At 37.4% G+C, this 21342-nt stretch carries 24 protein-coding genes; 15 read left to right on the top strand and 9 right to left on the bottom strand.

What is annotated here, in order from left to right:
- Positions 1-39: 39 nt before the first annotated feature.
- The 4 genes from M3196_RS12110 to M3196_RS12095 form a co-directional block, all read right to left on the bottom strand.
- Positions 40-942 (bottom strand): ClpXP adapter SpxH family protein, encoded by a 903-nt coding sequence (locus tag M3196_RS12110; protein WP_251322554.1) that lies wholly within the window; start codon positions 940-942, stop codon positions 40-42.
- Positions 926-1342, bottom strand: coding sequence for a globin (locus tag M3196_RS12105; protein WP_251322553.1), 417 nt, complete (start codon positions 1340-1342; stop codon positions 926-928). The genes M3196_RS12110 and M3196_RS12105 overlap by 17 nt, the downstream gene beginning before the upstream one ends.
- 164 nt (positions 1343-1506) lie before the next feature.
- A complete protein-coding gene (locus M3196_RS12100; protein WP_251322552.1) occupies positions 1507-2187 on the bottom strand; it encodes a lytic transglycosylase domain-containing protein in 681 nt (226 codons plus the stop codon).
- Positions 2188-2277: 90 nt separating this feature from the next.
- On the bottom strand, positions 2278-2859 hold the full coding sequence (locus tag M3196_RS12095; RefSeq protein ID WP_251322551.1) for a CYTH domain-containing protein: 582 nt from the start codon (positions 2857-2859) through the stop codon (positions 2278-2280).
- A gap of 127 nt (positions 2860-2986) precedes the next feature.
- Between M3196_RS12095 and M3196_RS12090 the strand changes: the two genes are divergently transcribed.
- The 5 genes from M3196_RS12090 (at position 2987) to M3196_RS12070 (ending at position 6609) form a co-directional block, all read left to right on the top strand.
- Positions 2987-3385 (top strand): hypothetical protein, encoded by a 399-nt coding sequence (locus tag M3196_RS12090; RefSeq protein ID WP_251322550.1) that lies wholly within the window; start codon positions 2987-2989, stop codon positions 3383-3385.
- A 2-nt stretch (positions 3386-3387) separates the two neighbouring features.
- Positions 3388-4029 (top strand): GTP pyrophosphokinase, encoded by a 642-nt coding sequence (locus M3196_RS12085; RefSeq protein WP_251322582.1) that lies wholly within the window; start codon positions 3388-3390, stop codon positions 4027-4029.
- A gap of 14 nt (positions 4030-4043) precedes the next feature.
- Complete coding sequence (locus M3196_RS12080) at positions 4044-4838, top strand: NAD kinase (RefSeq protein WP_251322549.1); 795 nt, start codon at positions 4044-4046, stop codon at positions 4836-4838.
- Positions 4825-5736, top strand: a complete 912-nt coding sequence (locus M3196_RS12075) for an RluA family pseudouridine synthase (RefSeq protein WP_338082945.1) — start codon at positions 4825-4827, stop codon at positions 5734-5736. Before M3196_RS12080 ends, M3196_RS12075 begins: the two co-directional genes overlap by 14 nt.
- Positions 5737-5820: 84 nt before the next feature.
- A complete protein-coding gene (locus M3196_RS12070; RefSeq protein ID WP_251322548.1) occupies positions 5821-6609 on the top strand; it encodes a sulfotransferase family 2 domain-containing protein in 789 nt (262 codons plus the stop codon).
- A gap of 44 nt (positions 6610-6653) precedes the next feature.
- Here the strand turns inward: M3196_RS12070 and prpE are convergent, their stop codons facing one another.
- Together prpE and M3196_RS12060 are read right to left on the bottom strand one after the other, a co-directional pair.
- Positions 6654-7394, bottom strand: a complete 741-nt coding sequence (gene prpE / locus M3196_RS12065; RefSeq protein WP_251322547.1) for a bis(5'-nucleosyl)-tetraphosphatase PrpE — start codon at positions 7392-7394, stop codon at positions 6654-6656.
- A gap of 67 nt (positions 7395-7461) precedes the next feature.
- Positions 7462-8619: an FtsW/RodA/SpoVE family cell cycle protein gene (locus M3196_RS12060; protein WP_077361661.1), complete on the bottom strand. Its 1158-nt coding sequence runs from the start codon at positions 8617-8619 to the stop codon at positions 7462-7464.
- 150 nt (positions 8620-8769) lie between these two features.
- Here M3196_RS12060 and M3196_RS12055 point away from each other — a divergent pair, with 150 nt between their 5' ends.
- From M3196_RS12055 to fabI, 3 genes are all read left to right on the top strand, one after another.
- A complete protein-coding gene (locus M3196_RS12055; RefSeq protein WP_251322546.1) occupies positions 8770-10614 on the top strand; it encodes a monovalent cation:proton antiporter family protein in 1845 nt (614 codons plus the stop codon).
- 439 nt (positions 10615-11053) lie between these two features.
- A complete protein-coding gene (locus M3196_RS12050; RefSeq protein ID WP_251322545.1) occupies positions 11054-11200 on the top strand; it encodes a hypothetical protein in 147 nt (48 codons plus the stop codon).
- A gap of 111 nt (positions 11201-11311) precedes the next feature.
- Entirely contained in the window at positions 11312-12091 is a 780-nt protein-coding gene (fabI, locus tag M3196_RS12045) for an enoyl-ACP reductase FabI (protein WP_251322544.1), read from the top strand.
- Positions 12092-12205: 114 nt separating this feature from the next.
- On the opposite strand, the gene M3196_RS12040 is transcribed toward fabI, so the two are convergent.
- A complete protein-coding gene (locus M3196_RS12040) occupies positions 12206-12592 on the bottom strand; it encodes a hypothetical protein (protein WP_251322543.1) in 387 nt (128 codons plus the stop codon).
- Positions 12593-12834: 242 nt separating this feature from the next.
- Here M3196_RS12040 and M3196_RS12035 point away from each other — a divergent pair, with 242 nt between their 5' ends.
- Genes M3196_RS12035 through M3196_RS12025 form a run of 3 tightly spaced genes read left to right on the top strand, consistent with a single transcriptional unit; the run spans position 12835 to position 14786 of the window.
- The gene (locus M3196_RS12035) at positions 12835-13071 is read left to right on the top strand and encodes a hypothetical protein (RefSeq protein WP_251322542.1); all 237 of its coding nucleotides are present in this window, start codon (positions 12835-12837) and stop codon (positions 13069-13071) included.
- Between the two features lie 57 nt (positions 13072-13128).
- Positions 13129-14049: a glycosyltransferase gene (locus tag M3196_RS12030; RefSeq protein ID WP_251322541.1), complete on the top strand. Its 921-nt coding sequence runs from the start codon at positions 13129-13131 to the stop codon at positions 14047-14049.
- 17 nt (positions 14050-14066) lie between these two features.
- On the top strand, positions 14067-14786 hold the full coding sequence (locus M3196_RS12025) for a glycosyltransferase (RefSeq protein ID WP_251322540.1): 720 nt from the start codon (positions 14067-14069) through the stop codon (positions 14784-14786).
- Between the two features lie 43 nt (positions 14787-14829).
- Here M3196_RS12025 and M3196_RS12020 read toward each other — a convergent pair whose 3' ends face one another.
- Entirely contained in the window at positions 14830-15891 is a 1062-nt protein-coding gene (locus M3196_RS12020) for a glycosyltransferase family 4 protein (protein ID WP_251322539.1), read from the bottom strand.
- 174 nt (positions 15892-16065) lie between these two features.
- Here M3196_RS12020 and wecB point away from each other — a divergent pair, with 174 nt between their 5' ends.
- Genes wecB through M3196_RS12000 form a run of 4 tightly spaced genes read left to right on the top strand, consistent with a single transcriptional unit; the run spans position 16066 to position 19814 of the window.
- On the top strand, positions 16066-17157 hold the full coding sequence (gene wecB / locus M3196_RS12015; RefSeq protein ID WP_251322538.1) for a non-hydrolyzing UDP-N-acetylglucosamine 2-epimerase: 1092 nt from the start codon (positions 16066-16068) through the stop codon (positions 17155-17157).
- Positions 17150-18136: a polysaccharide biosynthesis protein gene (locus M3196_RS12010; RefSeq protein WP_251322537.1), complete on the top strand. Its 987-nt coding sequence runs from the start codon at positions 17150-17152 to the stop codon at positions 18134-18136. The genes wecB and M3196_RS12010 overlap by 8 nt, the downstream gene beginning before the upstream one ends.
- A gap of 5 nt (positions 18137-18141) precedes the next feature.
- Positions 18142-18948, top strand: a complete 807-nt coding sequence (locus M3196_RS12005) for a dTDP-4-dehydrorhamnose reductase family protein (RefSeq protein WP_251322580.1) — start codon at positions 18142-18144, stop codon at positions 18946-18948.
- Positions 18945-19814, top strand: coding sequence for an NAD-dependent epimerase/dehydratase family protein (locus tag M3196_RS12000; protein ID WP_251322536.1), 870 nt, complete (start codon positions 18945-18947; stop codon positions 19812-19814). Before M3196_RS12005 ends, M3196_RS12000 begins: the two co-directional genes overlap by 4 nt.
- A 57-nt stretch (positions 19815-19871) precedes the next feature.
- On the opposite strand, the gene M3196_RS11995 is transcribed toward M3196_RS12000, so the two are convergent.
- A complete protein-coding gene (locus tag M3196_RS11995) occupies positions 19872-21203 on the bottom strand; it encodes a glycosyltransferase family 2 protein (RefSeq protein ID WP_251322535.1) in 1332 nt (443 codons plus the stop codon).
- Positions 21204-21342: the final 139 nt, after the last annotated feature.

The raw sequence follows: 21342 nt of genomic DNA, 5'->3' as shown, positions 1-21342 counted from the left end.
GTCCTGTGAGGGATACAAAAGAAAAACCCGCTGTTTTCCTCAGCGGGTTTGAGTGTATCTCCAGAACGTACCGTATTTTACAGGGACTCGTTCCACTTTTTGCTGTAAAACAAGTCTCTTTAATTGTTTTTCAGCTTCTTCACAACTGATTTGATATACAACAGAAACTTCTTTTGTTGCCACAAAAGTATAAATAGATAGGAATTCTTCTAAGTCTGGAAGAGGCGCAGGCTCAATCTTTATATCTGACATCTCTCTTAGGATTTCCACATAAACATCATAAGAATAGCATCCGGAAATCTTAATGCCGTCATCATCTGTTTTGTCGTTAAAAACGATAAGAGTCGGGATTTGTGTAACATCCATCTCTTGAGAAAACTTCAGATCACAGCGTAAAGCTTTGATAGCCGCTTCAGAAGAAAGATCATTTAAAAATTCTTCCTCATCCAGACCGACTGAACGGGCGATCTCTAAAAGGACTTCTTCGTTGCCAATGTTTTTTTTGTTTAAGAAAAGATTCTCCCTTAGCTTTCTTAAAAACTTCATTCCTTGCTGTTTTCCTTGAAGTTCCGCAGCTTTAATAGCTAAAGTTGCTTTGTGTGGAGCTGATATAGGGTTCTCCAGCCAAACATCACCGTCACAGCTCATACCGGAAATGGAGGCAGTTATTTCCCATTTTTCAGCAATCTGTTCAGCTGTTTTAAGACCTTTTCTTTTTGGCATATAGGTATTCAGAGATTCAAGACTTCCACTGACAAAGTGGCGGAGTCTGAAATAATGACCGTATTCCATTTGCAGTTTTTTTAGGACAGGCTCCAATGACCAGCATTCTGGACAAAGCGGATCGATGACAGAATAGATTTCCAATGGCTTTTGACAGGCTTGACTTTTATTATTCTCGTTATCGTCATAAAAGGAATTGGAATTATACAGTGTCAGCATTCTCGCCCCTTTCTGAATCTTTGCTCGTATTTACCATATGATAAGCTGTCATTTTTAACCGGCTTAATAAAGCGTCTTGTAATTCAGGTTCGAGTTTGTGAATTGTCATGGCTCGTTCCATACAGTTGATCCAAGCTTTTGCATGTGTATTAGTGATAGGGAAAGGCATGTGGCGCGCTCTAAGCATAGGATGTCCAAATTCCTCGGTGTAAAGCGGCGGTCCGCCAAAAAACTGACTTAGAAAACGAGTCTGTTTATAAGCAGTTTCTGTAAGATCGTCCGGAAACAGAGGGGACAGCAAAGGATCTTGACTTACTAGGCTATAAAAAGTTGAAACAAGCTTTTCAATACCCTGCTTTTCTCCTAAAAGATAATATGGTGTTTTTGTTTCATCAAACATGGTGCAAAAGCTCCTTGCGTTAATTTGTAATTTTATTGTAGCAAGGTTCATGAATTGTAAGCAAACAATATGAACCTTTACCAAAATTACTTGACTATAGTCCTTAGCTTTTCGAGATACAATTATGTGATTTCTTCAAAAAGAAAAACCCTTCAGCAGAAGGGTTAGACAAGAGCCTGATACGTATTCATAATCTTTTTAACATAAGCAATAGTTTCTTTAAAAGGCGGGATGCCATTGTATTTATCCACATTTCCTGGACCGGCATTATAAGCAGCGAGTGCAAGCTGTTCATTCCCTCCATACTTTTCAAGCAACATCTTTAAGTACTTTGTTCCGGCTTCAACATTTTGAACAGGGTCAAAAGAATTTGTTACACCGAGCATTTTAGCTGTTGCAGGCATTAATTGCATCAAACCTTGTGCACCTGCATGACTTTGAGCAGTGGCATTGAAATTTGACTCATGCTTGATAACAGAACGGATTAAATTAGCGTTCACACCATACTTCTCTGCAGTACGTTCGATCAAATCATCTAAATTCTTTGACGGAATGCTCAGTTTTTTGGAAGAGATGTCTCCTGCTTGGTATAGTGATCCCATCTGAAAACTATTTGGTAAGGAGGGTGATAACGCCATTTGAGTATTTAGTCTGCTGCTCATAGGGTTAAACTCATTCATATTCAGACTTGAATTTGCGTTCACGCCCGTTTTTGAATAAGCTTCCTGGAGCAGAGCCGAAAAAGGAATGGAACTCGATTCAGCGTTAGCAGAAGAAGTGGTATTTACATTAAGCTGCTGTAATGCCTGTATTTCCATTAATGCTTTAAAAGATTGTATGTTCAAGAGTTTTCCTCCTAGTAGAAATGCTAAAAATGTATTTGTATGGCGAACCTAAATCCCTCAGCCTTTACATTATTACAGCACTTGAAACAGTTATATGTTCGCTTCTTTTTCAATAAAGAAACGGTAGATTTTACTTTTCGTTTCACGAAGTGGAATCTTTTTAGATTCTAGCAACTCCAGAAATTTTTGCTGTCCTTTCTTATAATCGGCAGATTCATATTCTAATTCATAGTCGATTTTACCCAAATAATGATTTTCATCCAGAACAAGCAGGTCATCACGATAAGGAAGTTCAACCCTGTTTGTGGTTAATTTGCCTAAATATTTAATTTCTGGTGTTTCAATATGTAGTTTACGAAGCACTTCTGTAACTTCCCCTTCAGGAAGCGGATTTCCTCTTAGGACATTAGGGAAATGAGTATTATCGATCGTTTGATGGGTTTCGAGGATATGCTGATCGTATTGCTGCTTAAGCGTCAGGGTGTATCCACCATTTTTATAACGGATTCTAAGTGCACTTTTTTGGTTCTTTAACTGAAAGTCATCTGTATCAAAATAATAATTTGTCTGCTCGATAAAAGCTGACTTTTGAATATTAAAATCATATATCAGACGTAAGAATTCTTCATAAGTTAATATGTTTTTAAACTCAATTTCAATTTCTTGTGACACAGTGCGAGTCCCCCTGTTGCAAAATTTATATCAAACTTATTATCTCATAGCAATAAGACGTTCTCAATTTCTTAATAAATTCCTATTTTGTGTTACACTATTAGTGAAGAAACAGGAGGTTTATACGATGATGCCACTACGATTGAATGTGCAGTCAACTGCATGGGAACTAAACAAACTATATTTACTTCTATCATCTGAGGAGAACCAGGAACTTTCACAATGGAAAGACAGTGAAAGAATGCTTGTTGATTCTGATGGCTTAGCCTTTATTTATGTACTTGAAAACAATGAAGGTTTTATTCATATCTCAATTGGCAGCAGCCATTGGGAAGATGCAAAAAAAGCATGGTTAGAAAGAGCTTCTGTTGTTATTCAAAACGAAAAAGGGGATGAGCTTGAACTTGCTGCTTTCTCCAATGAAATGGAATTTTTGACTGAGAATATCCAAGGTAACGCAAACTATGGTCAACAAATGGAAGATGAAGTGAATAAGATCTTTGGTACAGAGGAAAAAGCAAAATGAGTATGGACTGGGAAGCTTTATTAATTCCGTATAAGCAAGCTGTTGATGAACTTAAAATTAAGTTTAGGGGAATACGGGAACAATTCGAAAGATCGAATCAGCATTGTCCCATTGAGTTTGTGACAGGAAGAGTGAAGCCGGTTAAGTCAATTGTTAACAAAGCCTACCAAAAGAATATTCCTGATAAAAGCTTAGAGCAGGAAATACAAGATTTAGCTGGTTTAAGAATCATGTGTCAATTTACTGATGATATAACAACCGTTATCAATCTTCTTCGTCAACGAAACGATTTTACAATTGTTGAAGAAAGAGATTACATCACACATAAAAAGCCTAGCGGATACAGGTCTTACCATCTTGTAATCGAATATCCGGTTCAAGTGTTAGACGGAGAGAAAAAGATTCTGGTAGAAGTACAGATTCGCACACTTGCTATGAATTTCTGGGCAACCATAGAACATTCTATGAATTATAAGTATCATGGACAGATTCCAGAAGACATCCGCCTTCGTTTACAAAGAGCTGCCGAAGCGGCAAACCGTCTGGATGAGGAGATGTCTCAAATAAAAGGCGAAATCCAGGAAGCACAGCTTGTTTTCCTGGAACGCAACGATAAATCCAATGAAACCAATCTAGGATCATAAAGGATGGAGAGAGAATGAAATTTGCCATCATTTCAAAAGGCGATAGCAAATCGAATATCTTAACGGAAAAAATCCGTTCGTATTTGGAAGAATTCGAGTTAGTTTATGAAGAGAAGGAACCTGAGATCGTTATTACAGTTGGCGGTGACGGTACATTGCTTCATGCTTTCCATCATTATGTACACCGAATTGATAAGACCGCATTTGTTGGTGTCCATACCGGTCATCTAGGATTTTTTGCTGACTGGCTGCCTGAAGAGGTGGAGAAGCTCGTCATACATATCGCAAAGACACCTTTTCAAATTGTTGATTATCCTCTATTGGAAGTTACGGTCCGGTATATTGATGGAATCGACGAAAAAAGGTATTTAGCAGTCAATGAATGTACCGTTAAAAGTGTAGAAGGTTCTCTTGTTATGGATGTAGAAATCAAGGGTGAAAAGTTTGAAACATTCCGCGGTGACGGATTATGTATCTCTACGCCATCAGGCAGTACCGCATACAATAAAGCCCTTGGTGGTGCGATTATACATCCTTCGCTTGCCTCGATCCAGTTATCAGAGATGGCGTCAATCAATAATCGTGTATTCCGTACAATAGGTTCGCCTCTTGTTTTGCCACAGCATCATACATGTATTTTGAAGCCTGTGAATGATGTAGACTTTCATATTACAATCGACCATTTATTTTTAGTGCAGAAAAAAGTAAAGTCGATACAATATAGAGTAGCTGAAGAAAAAATTAGATTTGCCCGGTTCCGTCCTTTCCCATTCTGGAAGAGGGTAAAAGAATCGTTTGTATCGGAATAAGATGAAAAAGTTCTTTGAAATCTCATGGGTTGTGACAGAAGATGAGGCGCCTGTCTTACTGAGAGAATTTTTAAAAAACAAACAAATATCTAAAGCAGCGCTGACCGATATTAAGTTTCACGGCGGCGCTCTTTTTGTGAATGAAAAAGAAGAAACTGTACGAAGAGCTTTATCAAAAGGTGATGTTGTTAAAGTTTACTTTCCACCTGGGAAACAAAGTGAATCTATGGAGGCAGAGGAAATGAAACTTGAGGTCGTTTATGAAGATGAACATTTTCTTATCGTGAATAAACCGCCAGGGATGCCTACCATTCCATCACTTTTTCAGCCGAAAGGATCACTTGCAGCAGGAATTTTGTTTTACTATCAGCAAAATGATATTCCGGCAACCTTTCATGCTGTCAACAGGTTGGACAAAGATACATCTGGTATCGTGCTGGTAGCAAAACACCGCTTTGCTCATTCCCTTATGTCTAAGCAGCAAAGAGAAAGGACAATAAAACGAGAGTACATTGCTCTCGTTCATGGGAAAATGGAACAAGATAATGGAACAATTACTAGTCCGATCGGAAGAAATCCGGACAGTATCATTGAACGAATGGTGAGAGAGGATGGTCAGCCTTCCATTACTCATTACGAAATGATCAACTATATCTCAAACCATGATATTTCGGTTGTCAGACTTAAGCTTGAAACCGGCAGAACTCATCAGATCAGAGTGCATATGGCATCTATTGGCCATCCTCTAATAGGTGATGACCTTTATGGAGGAAGTGTGAACTTAATGGATCGTCAGGCGCTTCATAGTGAACAGACAAGGTTTTTTCATCCTTTTACTGGTGAGGAAGTACAAATTTCAGTTGAAATACCTGATGATATGAAAAGGTTATGTTTTTAGCGGAGTCTACTGATTTTAGGCTGGAAAAATACAAGCAAAATAAGCCTCCACCTCATTTAATAATAATGAATGGAGGTGAAAACCATGTCTGATCTACAAAAGAAAAAAGAAGCGGCAATTCCAGGACTAATTGCTATACCACTTCCATTGTTTCATAAGGATTTTCCGATTATATTTTTTTGGAATCCAAAGTGTGGATGTACTTCTTTAATTAAATGGTTTTACTTTCAAATTGGTATTCTAGAAGAAGCCAACAAATATTCCCAATGGGTCCATACTTATAGAGAAAATGTTTATGAACGTCAGCCTAATTATAAATTGGATCTTAAAAATGAACTGTTAAACCTTAAAAAAGTTACTTGCAAAGTAACCAGAAATCCATATAAAAGAGCGGTAAGTTCATATATCGCAACACTAGCAATGCCTGAAATAATGAGACAAATTGCTCCAGATGTTACACAAGGTTTTTCTTTTAGACAATTTTTATACCGGTTAGAGAAAATTGGTGTGGAACGAGAAATCGTCAATTCTCATGTTGCACAGCAGTATATAGCTGGAGAAGAGCATTTTATTAATAACTATATTAACCTTGAAAATCTCAATTCTGAGTTAAGAAATATTGAAAGAAAATATAATCTTTTGCAATCTCCACTGGATGTGATTACTCAATCACATCACCATGTTGCACATAAGATGAATCGGAATCAAACAGTTAAAGAATTAGTTGCAGATGTAAATTTATTTTCCAGCATTAGAAGCAGTAAACTTCCTCCATATCAAAATTTTTATGATGCGGAAACAAAAAAATTAGTGTTCGAGCTTTATGAACAGGATTTCATCATGCTAGGGTATGATCCTGAGGAATCAATATAAAAAAAAGGAGTGTAGTTCGTTAAAAACTAACACTCCTTTTTGTATTAATCATCAAATGAACGAAATTTCTCAGGAACAAACGGCATAGTTGAAGGAACACTAACCGTTTCCATCTCCGGATATCGCAATGCACTTAACTTCCCTCCAAAAACACAGCCTGTATCAATATTCCAAGTATTTTGGATGTGGCGGACATTTTCGACGGGTGTGTGGCCATAAACGATGGTTAATTCACCTCGGTGTTCCTTCGCCCAATCTCTCCGGACAGGTGTACCATCTGGATTCGTTTCGCCTGTAATATCACCGTAAAGGACAAATGTTTTTACTTTTTTACTAGTTTGGCCAACATAATCTGCACGAATGCCAGCGTGGGCAACGACCAATTTCCTTTCGTCAAGTTCTAAATAAAGAGGGGCATTTTCATAAAGACTTTGAAAATGATCACTCACTTTTTCCCGTTTCTCAGCATCAAGTTCTTCTAATTCCGCAACGGTAGTTTCTAATCCATGCTTAACCTGTACATTTCTTCCTTGTAAATAACGATACAGCTTATTGCAATGATTGCCTGGGGTGTATAAAGCTAATTTTTGCTGAACAAGCTCGTACACATGCTCCATCATCCTAATAGAATCAGGACCCCGGTCTGTAAGGTCCCCTAAAAACACGAGTAATCTGTTTTCTTTATGCTTTGGGAGACCATCACTCCAGTTATAGCCTAATTTTTCAGTAAGGTAACGGTATTCATTAAAACAGCCATGGATGTCACCGATGATATCATATTTCATATTTTTCACCTCATTCCATCTTAGGATACTTCAAGAGCATAAGAAAAACACCTGAAACGTTCAGGTGTTATTCAAACATATATTTGGTTGTTCTCGACCTTACGTTTAAAACGAGACCAAACGCTATCATATAGGCAAGTATGGAACTTCCCCCATAACTTATAAATGGAAGCGGGATACCCGTAATCGGCATTACCTGTATGTTCATACCGATATTTTGGAACACTTGGAACGTCAGCATTCCGATTACTCCTGCACATAAATAGCTGCCAAAAGCTTCGTTGCTCTCAAGAGCGGTGTTGATCATTCTGTATACCATCAAGAAGAATAACGAAATAACAATACTCGTTCCTAAAAATCCGAACTCTTCACCAATAATCGAGAAGATAAAGTCGGTTTGTGCTTCAGGTAGATAAACGGATCCTTCTGTGAATCCTTTTCCGAACAACATACCACTGCCGATTGCAAGCAGTGCGTTTCGTGTGTGATACCCAGCATCTTTATGTTCATAAGGCTCAAGCCAAGCGTAGAAGCGGTTCAGCTGATACTGATCAAGGATATGATCCACAAAGAATTGTGGAAAGGTAAAATATATCCAAACTAGGATTGATATGAACAGAATAAAGGAAAGAATAAGGAATAGGATAATTCTCCATCTTACTCCAGATACGAGCAGCAGACTGCCTGTGATCGCCATAAAGACGAGACTCGTACCAAGATCGGGCTGCATAAGAACCAGAAGTGTAGGAAAACCAGCAATTAAGGCTATTTTCCCAAGCAATAAAAGGTCTTCATGCATCGTTCGGATAATATACTTTTCATTATGTGTAGCTATTGTATTTGCGATCGCAATTACAAGTGAAACTTTTACAAGTTCTGACGGCTGCAGAGCGAAGGGACCAAATCTGTACCAGCTTTGTGCTCCGTTGATGTTAGGAACAATGCTTTCTGGTGCAGCCAGAATGCCTAGCAGCAATAAAATCCCAAGGCCATATAAGTACCAGGATAACTTTCTGAACTGATCAAAATCTAACACCATCACTCCGACAACAGCAATTCCGCCGATAAAGTACCAAACGAGCTGTTTAATTACAAAGTTGCTTCCGTATTGATCCATCATCTGTGCACTGTATATAGCAATACAACTCGTAATGACCATTAAGAACAATATAAATAAAAGATTGTAATCCAGTTGTTGCCATGGAGATTTATGGTTATTCTGCATGTGGAATCGACTCCTTAAAGTAAAACAATAACATGTATTATCTTACCTAAAAACACAAGCTTTGCATATCATTTTGAGTATAATCGTTTGACATTTCTTTTTCTACTTTACTATAGTAAACCAATACTATTTGGAAATTACGGAGGGCCTATGGAAGAACATGCATCTTTTACATCACTTGTTTTAGTTATTCTTACAGCATTTATTATTCCGATCCTATTAAGCAAATTCCGATTGCGCATCATTCCAGTTGTAGTAGCAGAAATCATTGCCGGGATTATATTAGGTAAAAGCGGATTTGACATTGTTCATCCTGACGCGTGGCTGGAAATTCTATCAGTGCTTGGTTTTATCTTCCTGATGTTTTTAAGCGGTCTGGAGATTGATTTCAGTATCTTTGCTGGTGGAAATAATCAAAAGAAAAATAAAGCAGAAAACAAAGAACCGAACCGGATATTTGTTTCATCAGTGATTTTTCTTTTCATTCTCATCCTCTCGTATGGATTATCTCTTTTATTTGTCTGGGGAGGATTTACTGAAAGTGCGTTCTTTATGACACTTGTTATTTCTACCATATCATTAGGTGTTGTAGTACCGACTTTAAAAGAAGAAAAATTATCTAAAACAACAATCGGACAGATCATATTATTAGTCGCAGTTATAGCCGATCTTGTTACAATGATACTTCTGGCGCTGTTTGTTTCTGTGGAATCAGGGGATCCAGGCAGAATGTGGCTGCTGCTCATACTATTTGCAGCAGGGATAATCTTATATTTTATAGGCAAGCAAATGAGGCATCGATCCTTTCTTGAGACAATGTCTAAAGGAACCATCCAGCTTGATACGCGAGCAGTCTTCACGCTAATCATTGTACTGGTAGGTCTATCTGAAACAGTTGGAGCAGAAAATATACTTGGTGCTTTCCTAGCAGGTGTACTCGTTTCACTTCTATCTCCTAATAAGCATTTGGTCCATAAGCTTGATTCATTTGGCTATGGATTCTTAATCCCGATCTTTTTCGTAATGGTCGGAGTAGAACTTGATATCAAATCTATATTTGCAGATCCAAAAGCACTCGCACTTATTCCGCTATTACTATTGGCGCTGTTAGTTTCGAAATTCCTGCCTATTCTTTTCTTAAGAAAATGGTATGACTGGAAGACGGTTACCGCAGCTGGGTTCTTGCTGACTTCTACACTATCGCTTGTAATCGCTGCAGCTAAAATTGGTGAGCGTATAAATGTCATAGATGCAAGAACGTCATCGGCACTTATTCTAACAGCGGTTATCAGCGCAATCATTACACCTATCTTCTTTAAAAAGTTTTTCCCGAAAAAAGAAGAGGGGGAAGCAGTAAAAGAGCTGCTTGTTATTGTAGGAGCAAATCAGTTTACATTGCCGTTGACCACCGAGCTGGATCGAACAAGGTTTGAACAAAGAATTTATCACACGAGACAAGAGGAGAAAGATCAAAAACAATTAGATAGCTTTAACATAAAAGAGCTTGAGAATTATGAAGCAGATACTTTAATAGAAGCAGGAGTCTTTAAGACAGATGTTATTATTTGTGCTACCGGTCAAGATGAAACGAACGAAAGGCTTGCTCTCCTGGCAAAAGAAGAAGGAGTAGAAAGAATAATTGCGCGTATTGAAGATCCATCTAAAAGAGATGCACTAAAAGAAAAAGGAATAGAAGTCTATTCCGTATACTTCTCTTCACAGGTTCTCTTAAAAGCATTGATAGAGAATCCTGCGGTTGTGGATATTTTGACGACACAAGACAATAGTTTAAATCAAATCATTGTGAGGAACAGTTTATATCACCGTACAGCACTAAGGAATTTCCCTTTCTTAGGGGACAGTATCATTGTTCGTATATATAGAGGAAAAGAATCCATTGTTCCTCATGGTGATACCGAAATTTTGTTAGGCGATAAAATGGTAGTTACAGGAAGCAAAGAACAGATCAATCAAATGAGAGAAACTCTTTCATAATTAAAAGTGCTGGTGTGAAACCGGCACTTTTTATTTGGTTGTTTTCGTAAACTTTGTTGCTATTAGAAGCAGGTGATTTCCTGCTAGTAAGATTCTAAAAGAGGTAATTTGAGCGAAAAAGGGATATTTTGAGCGAAACGAAAGGTAGTTTGAGCGTAGCAAGAGAATCATGAGCGTAACTCGGCGTTTTTGAGCGAAACCTCAAAGAGTTTGAGCGAACGTGTAATAATTATAAAAACACGTACCGTAGAACACAACTTTTCATCAATCCTGCTGCTCCTAGTAGTCGTCTCGTACCTTGTGCCTTGCACTCCAATCAACTTTTCAACGAAACACCTTCTCAAAACCGATCCAAAAACAACAATCATTTAGATAAGAGCCATTTTTTTAACAAAATTGAGCATGCTAGTAATAAAACAATAGAAAGGTGAAATCAAATATGATTCCAATTGTTTATTGCCCGAATTGTGAGGAACAGCATAATCTTAATGATGAAATACTCATTGCTCAATCTAATCAAAACGTGATCTACCGATGTCATGCTTGCGGGTTTGAAGTGAAAAATATTGAGACTAGCAAAGGTTAACTAGTGAATTCTCTTCTTGAATCTGTTATACTGAATTAGGACTTGGTACTAATAACAATTACTAATAACGAAAATCAATTAAAACAGAATCTTTTTGGGAGGAGAGTTTTTATGTATCAGCTATCATTGCAAGATAAAACTTTTGTAATCATGGGAGTTGCCAATAAACGAAGCATTGCCTGGGGAATCGCTCAATCTCTATCAAAAGCAGGTGCACGTCTTGTTTTTACATACGCTGGGGAAAGACTTGAAAAAAATGTACGTGACCTTGCGGAATCTCTAGAAAGAAAGGATTCTCTTGTTTTACCATGTGATATTACAAATGATGAAGAGATCCAAAAGACGTTTGCCACATTAAAAGAAGAAGTTGGAGTTATCCACGGCTTAGCTCACTGTATCGCATTTGCAAATACAGACGAACTTAAAGGTGAATACCTAAACACTACGCGTGAAGGATTCCTTTTGGCACACAACATCTCTTCTTATTCACTGACAGCTGTTGTAAAAGAGGCACGTCCTTTAATGACTGAAGGTGGAAGCATCGTTACATTAACGTATCTTGGCGGAGAAAGAGTAGTCTCTAACTACAATGTAATGGGAGTTGCAAAAGCTTCTTTAGATGCTAGTGTGAGATACTTGGCAAGTGATGTAGGGAAAGACGGCATCCGTGTTAACGCGATCTCAGCAGGTCCGATCCGTACATTAGCGGCAAAAGGGATTGGCGACTTTAACTCTGTACTAAAAGAGATCGAAGAAAGATCACCGCTTAGAAAAGCGAACACACAGGAAGAAGTAGGAGATGCTGCATTATTCTTGATGAGCGACCTAGCTCGCGGCATCACGGGAGAAATCCTTCACGTAGACAGCGGTTATAATACGATCGCACGCTAAAAATGAATAGACAAAACCCCGAATGCTCTCAATGGGATTCGGGGTTTTTCGTGTCCTGGACTGTATCCTATACTCATCAGTCCTAATTTAAGTTGTGGCTGTATCCTTTACTTATCAGCCTAGTACTGAGGTTCCAGTAAAGCCGCTGCCGCCATTTCTTGCACAGACAACTCCACAGATGCAACGGCAGTCAAATACAGATGTAATGGTATCGTTGCCCTCTCTGTGAGTTACTACTAAACAGCAGGTTCTTGGATCGAAACTTACGATCGTAAATTCTGTTGCAGGGCCGCCTCCGCCTGTAACGTCAAGCCCTCGATCAGAACCTTTTAGTACAAGCCTAACTACTGGTTGCGAACCCATTGTGCATAAGTTGCCGTTCATTCTGTGGTTAGCCAGCTGGTTTAAAATTTCACAAACACAGCCACTGCACTTTGACTTTTCTTTAGTCGTGCCAGCAGTGTCACCACCGCAACATGAGCTATTATTAAATAAACTCAATGTATTTCCTCCTTTGAAATAGATACATGTACCTGATTTCTTTCGTTTATCAGGTTAATATACTATATGGATGTTTGTACGAATTGGAAATAGGGTATTAAACCATTTTTGTTTGAAATAGGCTGATGCTAGAATAGTCCATTTTTAAAAAGAAAGACACTTGTCCAAACCAAAATAGAGGAAAAGAATATAGTATTGTAGGGCTTATCTATTGCCCAAAGTTTTAAAGGAGTGTTTAATCTATGGCGTTAGTACATTTTGGTTTGTACCGTGATTTGTTTATTAGATATTTGAGAGAACAATATGTAATAGCAGAAGTTTTTCTTATGAATTCCAATCAGCCTCCAGGTACACCTGATTTAACGGGTGTAAGAGTTGTTGAAGTCGGCGGAGATTTTGTAGTTTTTTCTCAAGCAGGTTCTGCTGGCGCTGGTTTATATGTTGTACCTCTAGACAAAATCTTACTAGTTGAGCTTTAAAATCATGACTCCATGCGAAAGCATGGAGTTATTTAAATAGAAGGAAAGGAGCATAAGATGAAAAAAATTAATCTTCTCTTTATTACAAAGGATCGGTCTCAACAGCTTGAAAGGAGCAGCTATTACTTAGAAAAAGAACTTGCAAAACATACAAATCTCGTTGTCAGGCATACTGATGGATATATTTTGGACATTGTAAACCAACTGCCTATCAAACCTGATTTCATTCTGTTGAATGACTATAAGCCGGAGTATAGGCCTTTTATTAGAGGCTTAAAGGATCTTACTATTCCCCACGGTACATTAATGCATGACTTGCATTATAAACTTTCTAAACGAAACTTTTTAATCCATCAGGAAAAACCAGCTTTGATCTTTTGCCATTACAGAGATGCATTTTATAAGTGGCTGCCTGATCACATTAGCCGGCTCATCTGGTTTCCTCATCACGTACCTTCCAATATATTTCACATTCAACCAATTCCTAAAGATATACCGCTATTAATGATTGGTGCTACTTATCCCCACATGTATCCCTTCAGACATAAGATCGCAAAGCATTATTATGGAGATCGACGTTTTGTTCAAAGATCCCACCCTGGATATGGAGTTGTAAAGAAGGGACTTTCAGGTGAAAGATATGCTAAAGAGATCAGCAGAGCTCACATTTTTTTAACATGTGATTCTATCCATCATTTTCCGTTGCTAAAATATTTTGAAGTATTGGCATGCGGTACACTTCTTGCTGCGTCGGGTTCACAAGAGTTAACAGATTTAGGCTTTGTCGATGGAAAAACGTTCGTTGCTATAAACGAAACCAATTTCAAAGAAAAAGTGGAGTATTATCTGCAAAATGAAGCTCTTCGCAATCAAATCGTAAAAAGTGGTCTAGCTTTAATCCAACAAAGGCATACGACTGAAATAAGAGCAAAAGAAATGATCCATGTTATTCAACAATTCTTACAACATAACAAGTAAGGAGGTATTAGTTCGCATTGAACAAAGTTTCCATCATTATTCCATTTTACAACTGTCCTTACATTGCTATTGCTATCGAAAGTGCCATAAATCAAACGTATAAGAATATTGAAATCATAGTCGTAAATGATGGTTCATCACTGCATAAGGAAAAAGTAACACCCTATTTAAATAAAATCAGATATATTGAAAAACATAACGGTGGTACTGCCTCAGCTTTAAATATGGGAATTCAGCATGCAACAGGGGATTACTTTGCCTGGTTAAGTTCTGATGATGTATTCCATCCTTCAAAAATCGAAAAACAGCTGCATTTTATGAAATCTATTAATGCCCACGCAAGTTATTCAAATTTCTATTTGATTAATGAGTCTGGAAAAATTGTTTCTTCACCTCAAGGAATGGGCTTTCCGAACCATGTTCATTTTCTAAAAAGGATGAGAAGAGGTTGCGTAATTAATGGCTGTACGGTCATGTTACACATGAATCTATTTAAGGAATTTGGTTTGTTTGATGAAACATTGCTCTACACACAAGATTATGATTTTTGGCTAAGAGTACTCTCAAAATACCGTTTTCACTATTATCCTGAGCCGTTAGTACACTACAGAGTCCATAGTAGAATGGGTACGAAACAGCATAGGCTTGATATTAGAAAAGAACTGCAAATAACAACTAATAGACACATTAATAAAATGAACGAACTGATTAAGAATGCCATACAGAACAGGTTTTAAAAATACGCATAAAAGAAAAGCCGCTGATCCTATGCGGCTTTTTTTACTTTAATAATTTCATAAATTCATTTGCATAAACGTCTAAGTTAAATAAAGAAAGATGGTTCAATGCATGTTGGATGATCTGATTTCGTAATTCATGATTGTCAGTAAGTTCTTTCGCTTGTTTAACCGCTGACCCAATATTACCATTCTCGTAGAATTTTCCAGTGACATTATGGTTAATGAACGCTTTTACACCGTCTGAATCTGAAGTAAGAACAGGACATTTGCAGCTCATCGCTTCAATGACCGCATAGCCAAAACCCTCTACCTTTGAAGTAGATAGTAAGAAACCGCCGCTATCCCCAATCATAGAGAAATATTCAGCCATTTGTTTATGAGGAACGTTAGTGTGTATGACTACAGCATCTGTTAGTTTATATCGGTTTAACAGTTTGTAGAATCTAGCCTTTTCATGATGATTCCCAAGCGTATCATCAATAAACATCCAAAACTTTGTGTTTGGTTTTATTTTAATGTACCGCATAGCAAACATTAGAAAATCATCCCAGTTTTTATTTAATTCTAATCTACCTACCCATCCTACCACTGGATATGGGGGCTTTTGAGTAGAACGATAGCCAAATTCGGAAGTGTCAAAGCAATTATGAAAACAAAACTTTGGATGAGTTGGGTAATGGGTTTCAATCAAATTCATTAAGTGAGGCGTTTTAGGATAGAGTATGCCATTTGAATAATTCATAACAAACGTTTTCGCTTGAATTAAAATTTTCTCCGCATTTTTAAAGCTGCCTAATCCTTGAACTTCAAAAAACAATCTCCCTTTATACCCCATATTCCGAATCCTTTGAAGCATCAGCATATCAGAACTGACAAAGATGGCATCAAAATGATTCATTAAAATAATTTTTTTAATTTCAGCATCATTATTTGTAATATAGGTAGGAATCCGTGAGATGTTTTGCTGACCTGTACCAGACTGCATATATAAAAGGTGACACTCTACACCTCTAGTTTTGAGTGCTTTGCAGCGCTGACGGTTAAGAGTTTCCATACCGCCGCTCGGCAAATAAAAAACAAATAGAATTTTGGCTTTAGACATACGCTAGCTCCTTTAAAACACTTATAAGCCATAATATGAATTTTTCAGAAAATCGTTCGGGGATATCATTTTCCGCCTTTTTTCCATGAAAAGGGTAGGGGTCTAGTCCACTTTAATCAAGAAATCATAGTTTAATATAAAGTCATATTTTTTAGTTAAGAAAGGAGAGCTTCATTGAAAATAGTAACTATTCTTGGGACAAGACCAGAAATTATACGGTTAAGTTTAATTATAAAAAAACTGGATCATTTAGCAGACAAACATATATTGATTCACACTGGCCAGAATTTTACTCATTCATTAAATGATGTGTTTTTCCAAGAATTCAAACTTAGGGAGCCAGACTATATTTTAATGAAACAGCAATTTTCTTTCGGGAACCAAATGGCACATTTGTTTTCAGAGCTGGAAAAAATTTTGCTTTTCGAAAAGCCCGATAAGGTTCTTGTTTTAGGAGATACGAACAGTGCATTGTCCTCCATTGTTACCGAACGGCTTAACATACCGGTTGTTCACATGGAGGCAGGAAATCGCTGCTTCGACCTCAGTGTACCTGAAGAAAAAAACAGAAAAGTCATTGACGCTATTTCTACTTTTAACTTGCCATACACGAAATACAGCCGTGAGAACTTAATCAGAGAAGGCGTGCCTTTAAACCGAATTATGGTGTCTGGAAATCCAATTTATGAAGTTTTAACTCAATTTCAAGAATCGATAGATAAAAGCAATATATTAGAAAAACTTAGTATTTCAGCAAAAAAATTTATGCTTGTTACAGCACACCGTGCAGAGAATGTGGACAATCCTTTTCATTTGAATGAGATATTAACCGGCTTAAACCTGGTTGCTGAATCTTTTCAAATGCCTATTATTTGTTCCATTCATCCGCGCACAAAATCAAAAATACAAGAAAATAACAAACTGAAGATGCACCCACTCGTACAATTTCATGAGCCTTTTGGCTTTTTCGATTTTGTAAAATTAGAAAAAAGTGCTTTTTGTGTTTTGACCGATAGTGGAACTGTTCAAGAAGAATGCTGTTTATTTCACGTACCGACTGTAACGATGAGGAACAGTACGGAACGGCCGGAAACAGTGGAATGTGGAAGCAACTGTGTTTCTGGTGTATCAGCAATACAGATTTTATCTTCAGTCAAAGTAATGACTCATGAGGAAAAACAGTGGTCAATCCCGGAAGGATATAGTGATCTTGATGTCTCAGACCGAGTCGTAAAGTTTATTTTAGGAGGAAATAGTATTGTTTAATAAAAGAATTTTAATTACGGGAGGCACAGGTTCCTGGGGGCATGAGCTTGTAAAGCAGCTTTTGCCGAAGGAGCCGAAAGAAATTATTATTTTATCCCGTAATGAAGCCAGTCAAGTAGCTATGCAGAGGCAGTTTGATTATAATCCTAAGCTTACCTTTATGATAGGTGACATACGGGATAAGGATTCATTAATGAGAGCAAGTGAGGGCGTAGATTATATCTATCATCTTGCTGCATTAAAGCACGTGCCTATCTGTGAACTTCAGCCATATGAAGCTTTAAAGAGCAACATTCAAGGAACACAAAACGTAATTGAGACCGCTATTCATCATAAAGTAACAAAGGTCATATATATATCCACAGACAAGGCAGCAAACCCATCTAATCTATATGGAATGACTAAAGCGATTGGAGAAAAATTAATTATCCATGCGAATCTGTTAAGCAAACATACACGGTTTGTTTGTGTACGAGGCGGAAATGTACTTGGCACAAACGGGAGTGTTATTCACGTTTTTAAAAGCCAGATAGAAAAGAAGGGACAAGTGGGGATAACAGATTTTGAGATGACTCGTTTCTTTCTAACGTTAGAAGAAGCTATTAAATTATTGTTTAAAGCTACGTATGAAAGTGTAGGTGGCGAAATTTTTGTTATGAAAATGCCCACTTGCAAAATTACAGACCTGGCTCAAGTTCTTATAGAGGCTTCTGGAAAAAAAGGGGTTACTATGGTCGAACTTGGCAAACGTCCCGGTGAAAAGCTTCATGAAATTTTATTGTCCGAATATGAAAGTGCAACAACAGTATACTTTGACAGTGAATATTTTGTGATACTGCCAACCATTGATATAGAAGGCTTATATCAGCATTACTCGTCTTATGAAAAAGTAGAATTAGAAAGTTATAGTTCTGAAAAAGATTTAATGTCAAAAGAAGAAATTCACCAAATGTTAACAGAAGGTGGGTTTCTGTCTTGAAGATAATGATTGTAGGGGCAAATGGAATGGCGGGGCACATGGTTGCCTCCTATTTCAAAAAGAATACTTCTCATGAATTGATTATGACTTCAAGGGATGGAACTGTAGGGCATGTTATGCTTGATGCCACAGACTTAAATCAAATAAAAGAAGTTATACAAAACCATAGACCAGACTTCATTATCAATTGTATAGGTCTGTTAAATGAATATGCAGCTATAAATCAACGGGAGGCCATCCTCGTTAATAGTCTCCTCCCTCATGAATTTGCCAAACATTTGCAGGAATATGGAGGAAAGTTGATTCATATCAGTACTGACTGTGTTTTTAGCGGACACGAAGGGAACTATAATGAAGAATCTATTCCTGATGGGATTACAATGTATGCAAAAACAAAACAGCTGGGTGAAATTAAAACAAATCAACATTTGACAATCAGAACATCAATAATTGGGCCTGAATTAAAAAATGGAATTGGATTGTTTCATTGGTTTATTAACCAAAAAGGATCAGTAAAAGGCTTTACCCATGTGAAATGGAATGGAGTAACGACACTAGAACTTGCAAAATTCATTCATCATGTTATTGATCATCCGGTAACAGGACTTTATCATTTGACAGCTCCGGAATCTCTCTCCAAATTTGAGTTATTATCTCTCATCAAGCGTATCTTCCAAAAAGATGATGTTGATATTTATCCACATTCAGAACCGCGCATAGACCGCACTCTTTTTAACTCCAGGCAAGACTATCACTACAAAGTAGCTCCTTATGAAAAACAGCTGGAAGAATTAAAAGACTGGTTGGCATGACAAAGAAAATATTAATTACAGGTGCTGCCGGCTTTACAGGTTTGCATGCCTGTGAGTACTTTTCCAAGAAAAGGTATCATGTAATAGGAGTGGCAAGGAAACAAATCTCTGACCAAAAATGGCAGATGGAAGCATGTGACTTATTGGACAAGGAAAGGGTCTATTGCCTTTTTAAAAAACACAGGCCGGATTATTGTCTTCATCTTGCAGGCGTTAATTCAGTTGCTCAATCCTGGAGTGAACCTCTTTCTGCGGTAAATATAAATGTAATAGGGACTCTGCATCTGCTTGAAGCAATCCGGCAATTTAATCCAGATTGCAAAGTTGTAGTTACAGGTTCTGCACTCTCTCAATCAGATCATCCCTATGCAGTAAGTAAATTCTTTCAACAAAAACTTTCATTAGAATGGGGACGCTTATTTAACCTTTCAATTATTGTGGCCAAACCTAGTAACTTAATTGGACCAGGACCATCAGCTGGTATTGTATCTGTATTAGCTGAACAAATCGTAAAAATGGAAAAAGATAAAAAGATAGAACCTATTTCTATAAGCCATTTAGAAAATAAACGAGAGTTTTTAGATGTAAGGGATGCTGTAGCTGCATATGAAATTTTATTAAACAAAGGAGCCATCCACTCAACCTATGAGATTGGGTCAGGACATATGAACACACTAGATGAAGTAACTAGAATCTATCAATCATTAACTGAAAATGAATTAACTTTTTTATCAGTGAATGCGAATGCGGAAAACCCGCCTGATTTAATGGACGCAAAAAAAATGAAAGAACTTGATTGGCAGCCTCAGTTTTCTTTAATAGAATCAATCTCTCACATCCTTTCTTATTTCAGAGTCATTCATTAGGTTTTTTTCAGAATCGCAGAAAAAATGAGAGCGTCTCAGTCAAATGAGACGCTCTTTCTAATAGTGTATTCTCTTATGGTAAAGAGCCATATCCAACCAATAGTTGTTGGAACTCTTTATATGCTGATGAAAAAAATGGTTTTCAATTTGATTGTCATTGACTCCGTTTAAATCTTTTTGAAGCAAAGCAGTTTTGTAGAGGACCGCATAAGGATAAGTTTCTGCTTTCGATGAACCTCTAACATAGTTATTTCCTTGTACGATTGAACCTGGAAGTAATCGCCCACGCCGGTTATACCATACTTTATGATTGGTTATAAGCATATCAGTTCCAGATGGCAATGTATTTAATTTTTGCACCATTAACTTCAGAGCCTGAGGATCCAGCCAATCCTCACCAGTCATAAACATTACATATTCTCCAATGCAATAATTCAGAGCAATCTCAAGGGTTTTTGCTTTTCCGCGATGCTGGAGCAGCAGAGGTACTATTCGGGAGTCATGAATGTTATGAATAGCATCAGGTGAATGGTCAGTCGAACCATCATCAATAGCCACTAACTGAAAATCACGATAGGTTTGCTGAAGGAGACTGTTTATCGCGAAATCAATCGTATTTCTATGATTGTGAGAATATAAAACAACACTGACTTTCGGAAGATTTCCGATTTGTCTCCGGACATCTATGCTGCTTGCCATACTTTCCATGGTCAGCTGTTCGGGAGGAATATTCGTTGTTAAAGCATACTTTCCATTAAAACGGTATTCCATAATATATTCACGTAATAATACAAAGTTTCCATGCTGTAATAGCCTAATCCAAAAATCGTGATCTTGCACGTTTGGAAACTTGTCTCTATAGCCACCTGCTTTATTGAAAGCGTCTCTTTTAAACAAAAAAGAAGCTCCGATAAAACAGTTTTGAAAGATTTCCTCTTTACGTCTTGTCATGAAATGTTCTACATACTCATACCAAGCTTTTGTATAAGTGATAGGTTTACCGTTTTGGTCGATCCTTCTGTAAAAAGAATAGACCAGAACAGTATCTGGTGATGCCTGATCCATCGTGGCAACAAGACGCTCCAGGAAATTTGGATCATGTCTGTTATCACTCGAAATCCATGTAAGATAAGGACAATCTTGCAGTAGCTGAAAACCCTCATTTAACGTTGGGGAGATACCCCGATTTATTTTACGGTCAATAATCTGATAGGGAATGGTTAATAATTTGCTTGCTTCTTTTATGGCATTTACTGTATCTTTGTTCGGACCATCAAGCACAATAATCAGCTTGTAGTCACGAAAGGTTTGCTTTTCCATTGATTCAATACATTCAAAAATATACTCCCTCTCCTGATGATAAACAGGGAGCACAACGCCTACTTTCACTAAGTTTCCTCCTAATTTCAACTACTCTATGAATAATCATAGTGCGATACAAGCAGTTTATTCATTTAAGAATGAAATGGACATGGTTATTCTGGCAAAAAAATTTTCAAAAAACTCTTTGTGAAAAAGAGAGGTGTCA

It is taken from the genome of Fictibacillus nanhaiensis, assembly GCF_023715445.1.
GTDB classification, from domain to species: Bacteria; Bacillota; Bacilli; order Bacillales; family Fictibacillaceae; genus Fictibacillus; species Fictibacillus nanhaiensis_D.
Note: the sequence above shows the minus strand (reverse complement) of the source record. Positions and strands in the feature narration are given on the sequence as shown.

Excerpts from the sequence above, each read along its gene's own strand:
- M3196_RS12110 (WP_251322554.1), bottom strand. The coding sequence starts at position 942 with ATGCTGACACTGTATAATTCCAATTCCTTTTATGACGATAACGAGAAT.
- M3196_RS12105 (WP_251322553.1), bottom strand. The coding sequence starts at position 1,342 with ATGTTTGATGAAACAAAAACACCATATTATCTTTTAGGAGAAAAGCAG.
- M3196_RS12090 (WP_251322550.1), top strand. The coding sequence starts at position 2,987 with ATGATGCCACTACGATTGAATGTGCAGTCAACTGCATGGGAACTAAAC.
- M3196_RS12085 (WP_251322582.1), top strand. The coding sequence starts at position 3,388 with ATGGACTGGGAAGCTTTATTAATTCCGTATAAGCAAGCTGTTGATGAA.
- M3196_RS12080 (WP_251322549.1), top strand. The coding sequence starts at position 4,044 with ATGAAATTTGCCATCATTTCAAAAGGCGATAGCAAATCGAATATCTTA.
- M3196_RS12070 (WP_251322548.1), top strand. The coding sequence starts at position 5,821 with ATGTCTGATCTACAAAAGAAAAAAGAAGCGGCAATTCCAGGACTAATT.
- prpE (WP_251322547.1), bottom strand. The coding sequence starts at position 7,394 with ATGAAATATGATATCATCGGTGACATCCATGGCTGTTTTAATGAATAC.
- M3196_RS12060 (WP_077361661.1), bottom strand. The coding sequence starts at position 8,619 with ATGCAGAATAACCATAAATCTCCATGGCAACAACTGGATTACAATCTT.
- M3196_RS12055 (WP_251322546.1), top strand. The coding sequence starts at position 8,770 with ATGGAAGAACATGCATCTTTTACATCACTTGTTTTAGTTATTCTTACA.
- M3196_RS12050 (WP_251322545.1), top strand. The coding sequence starts at position 11,054 with ATGATTCCAATTGTTTATTGCCCGAATTGTGAGGAACAGCATAATCTT.
- fabI (WP_251322544.1), top strand. The coding sequence starts at position 11,312 with ATGTATCAGCTATCATTGCAAGATAAAACTTTTGTAATCATGGGAGTT.
- M3196_RS12035 (WP_251322542.1), top strand. The coding sequence starts at position 12,835 with ATGGCGTTAGTACATTTTGGTTTGTACCGTGATTTGTTTATTAGATAT.
- M3196_RS12030 (WP_251322541.1), top strand. The coding sequence starts at position 13,129 with ATGAAAAAAATTAATCTTCTCTTTATTACAAAGGATCGGTCTCAACAG.
- M3196_RS12020 (WP_251322539.1), bottom strand. The coding sequence starts at position 15,891 with ATGTCTAAAGCCAAAATTCTATTTGTTTTTTATTTGCCGAGCGGCGGT.
- M3196_RS12005 (WP_251322580.1), top strand. The coding sequence starts at position 18,142 with ATGATTGTAGGGGCAAATGGAATGGCGGGGCACATGGTTGCCTCCTAT.
- M3196_RS12000 (WP_251322536.1), top strand. The coding sequence starts at position 18,945 with ATGACAAAGAAAATATTAATTACAGGTGCTGCCGGCTTTACAGGTTTG.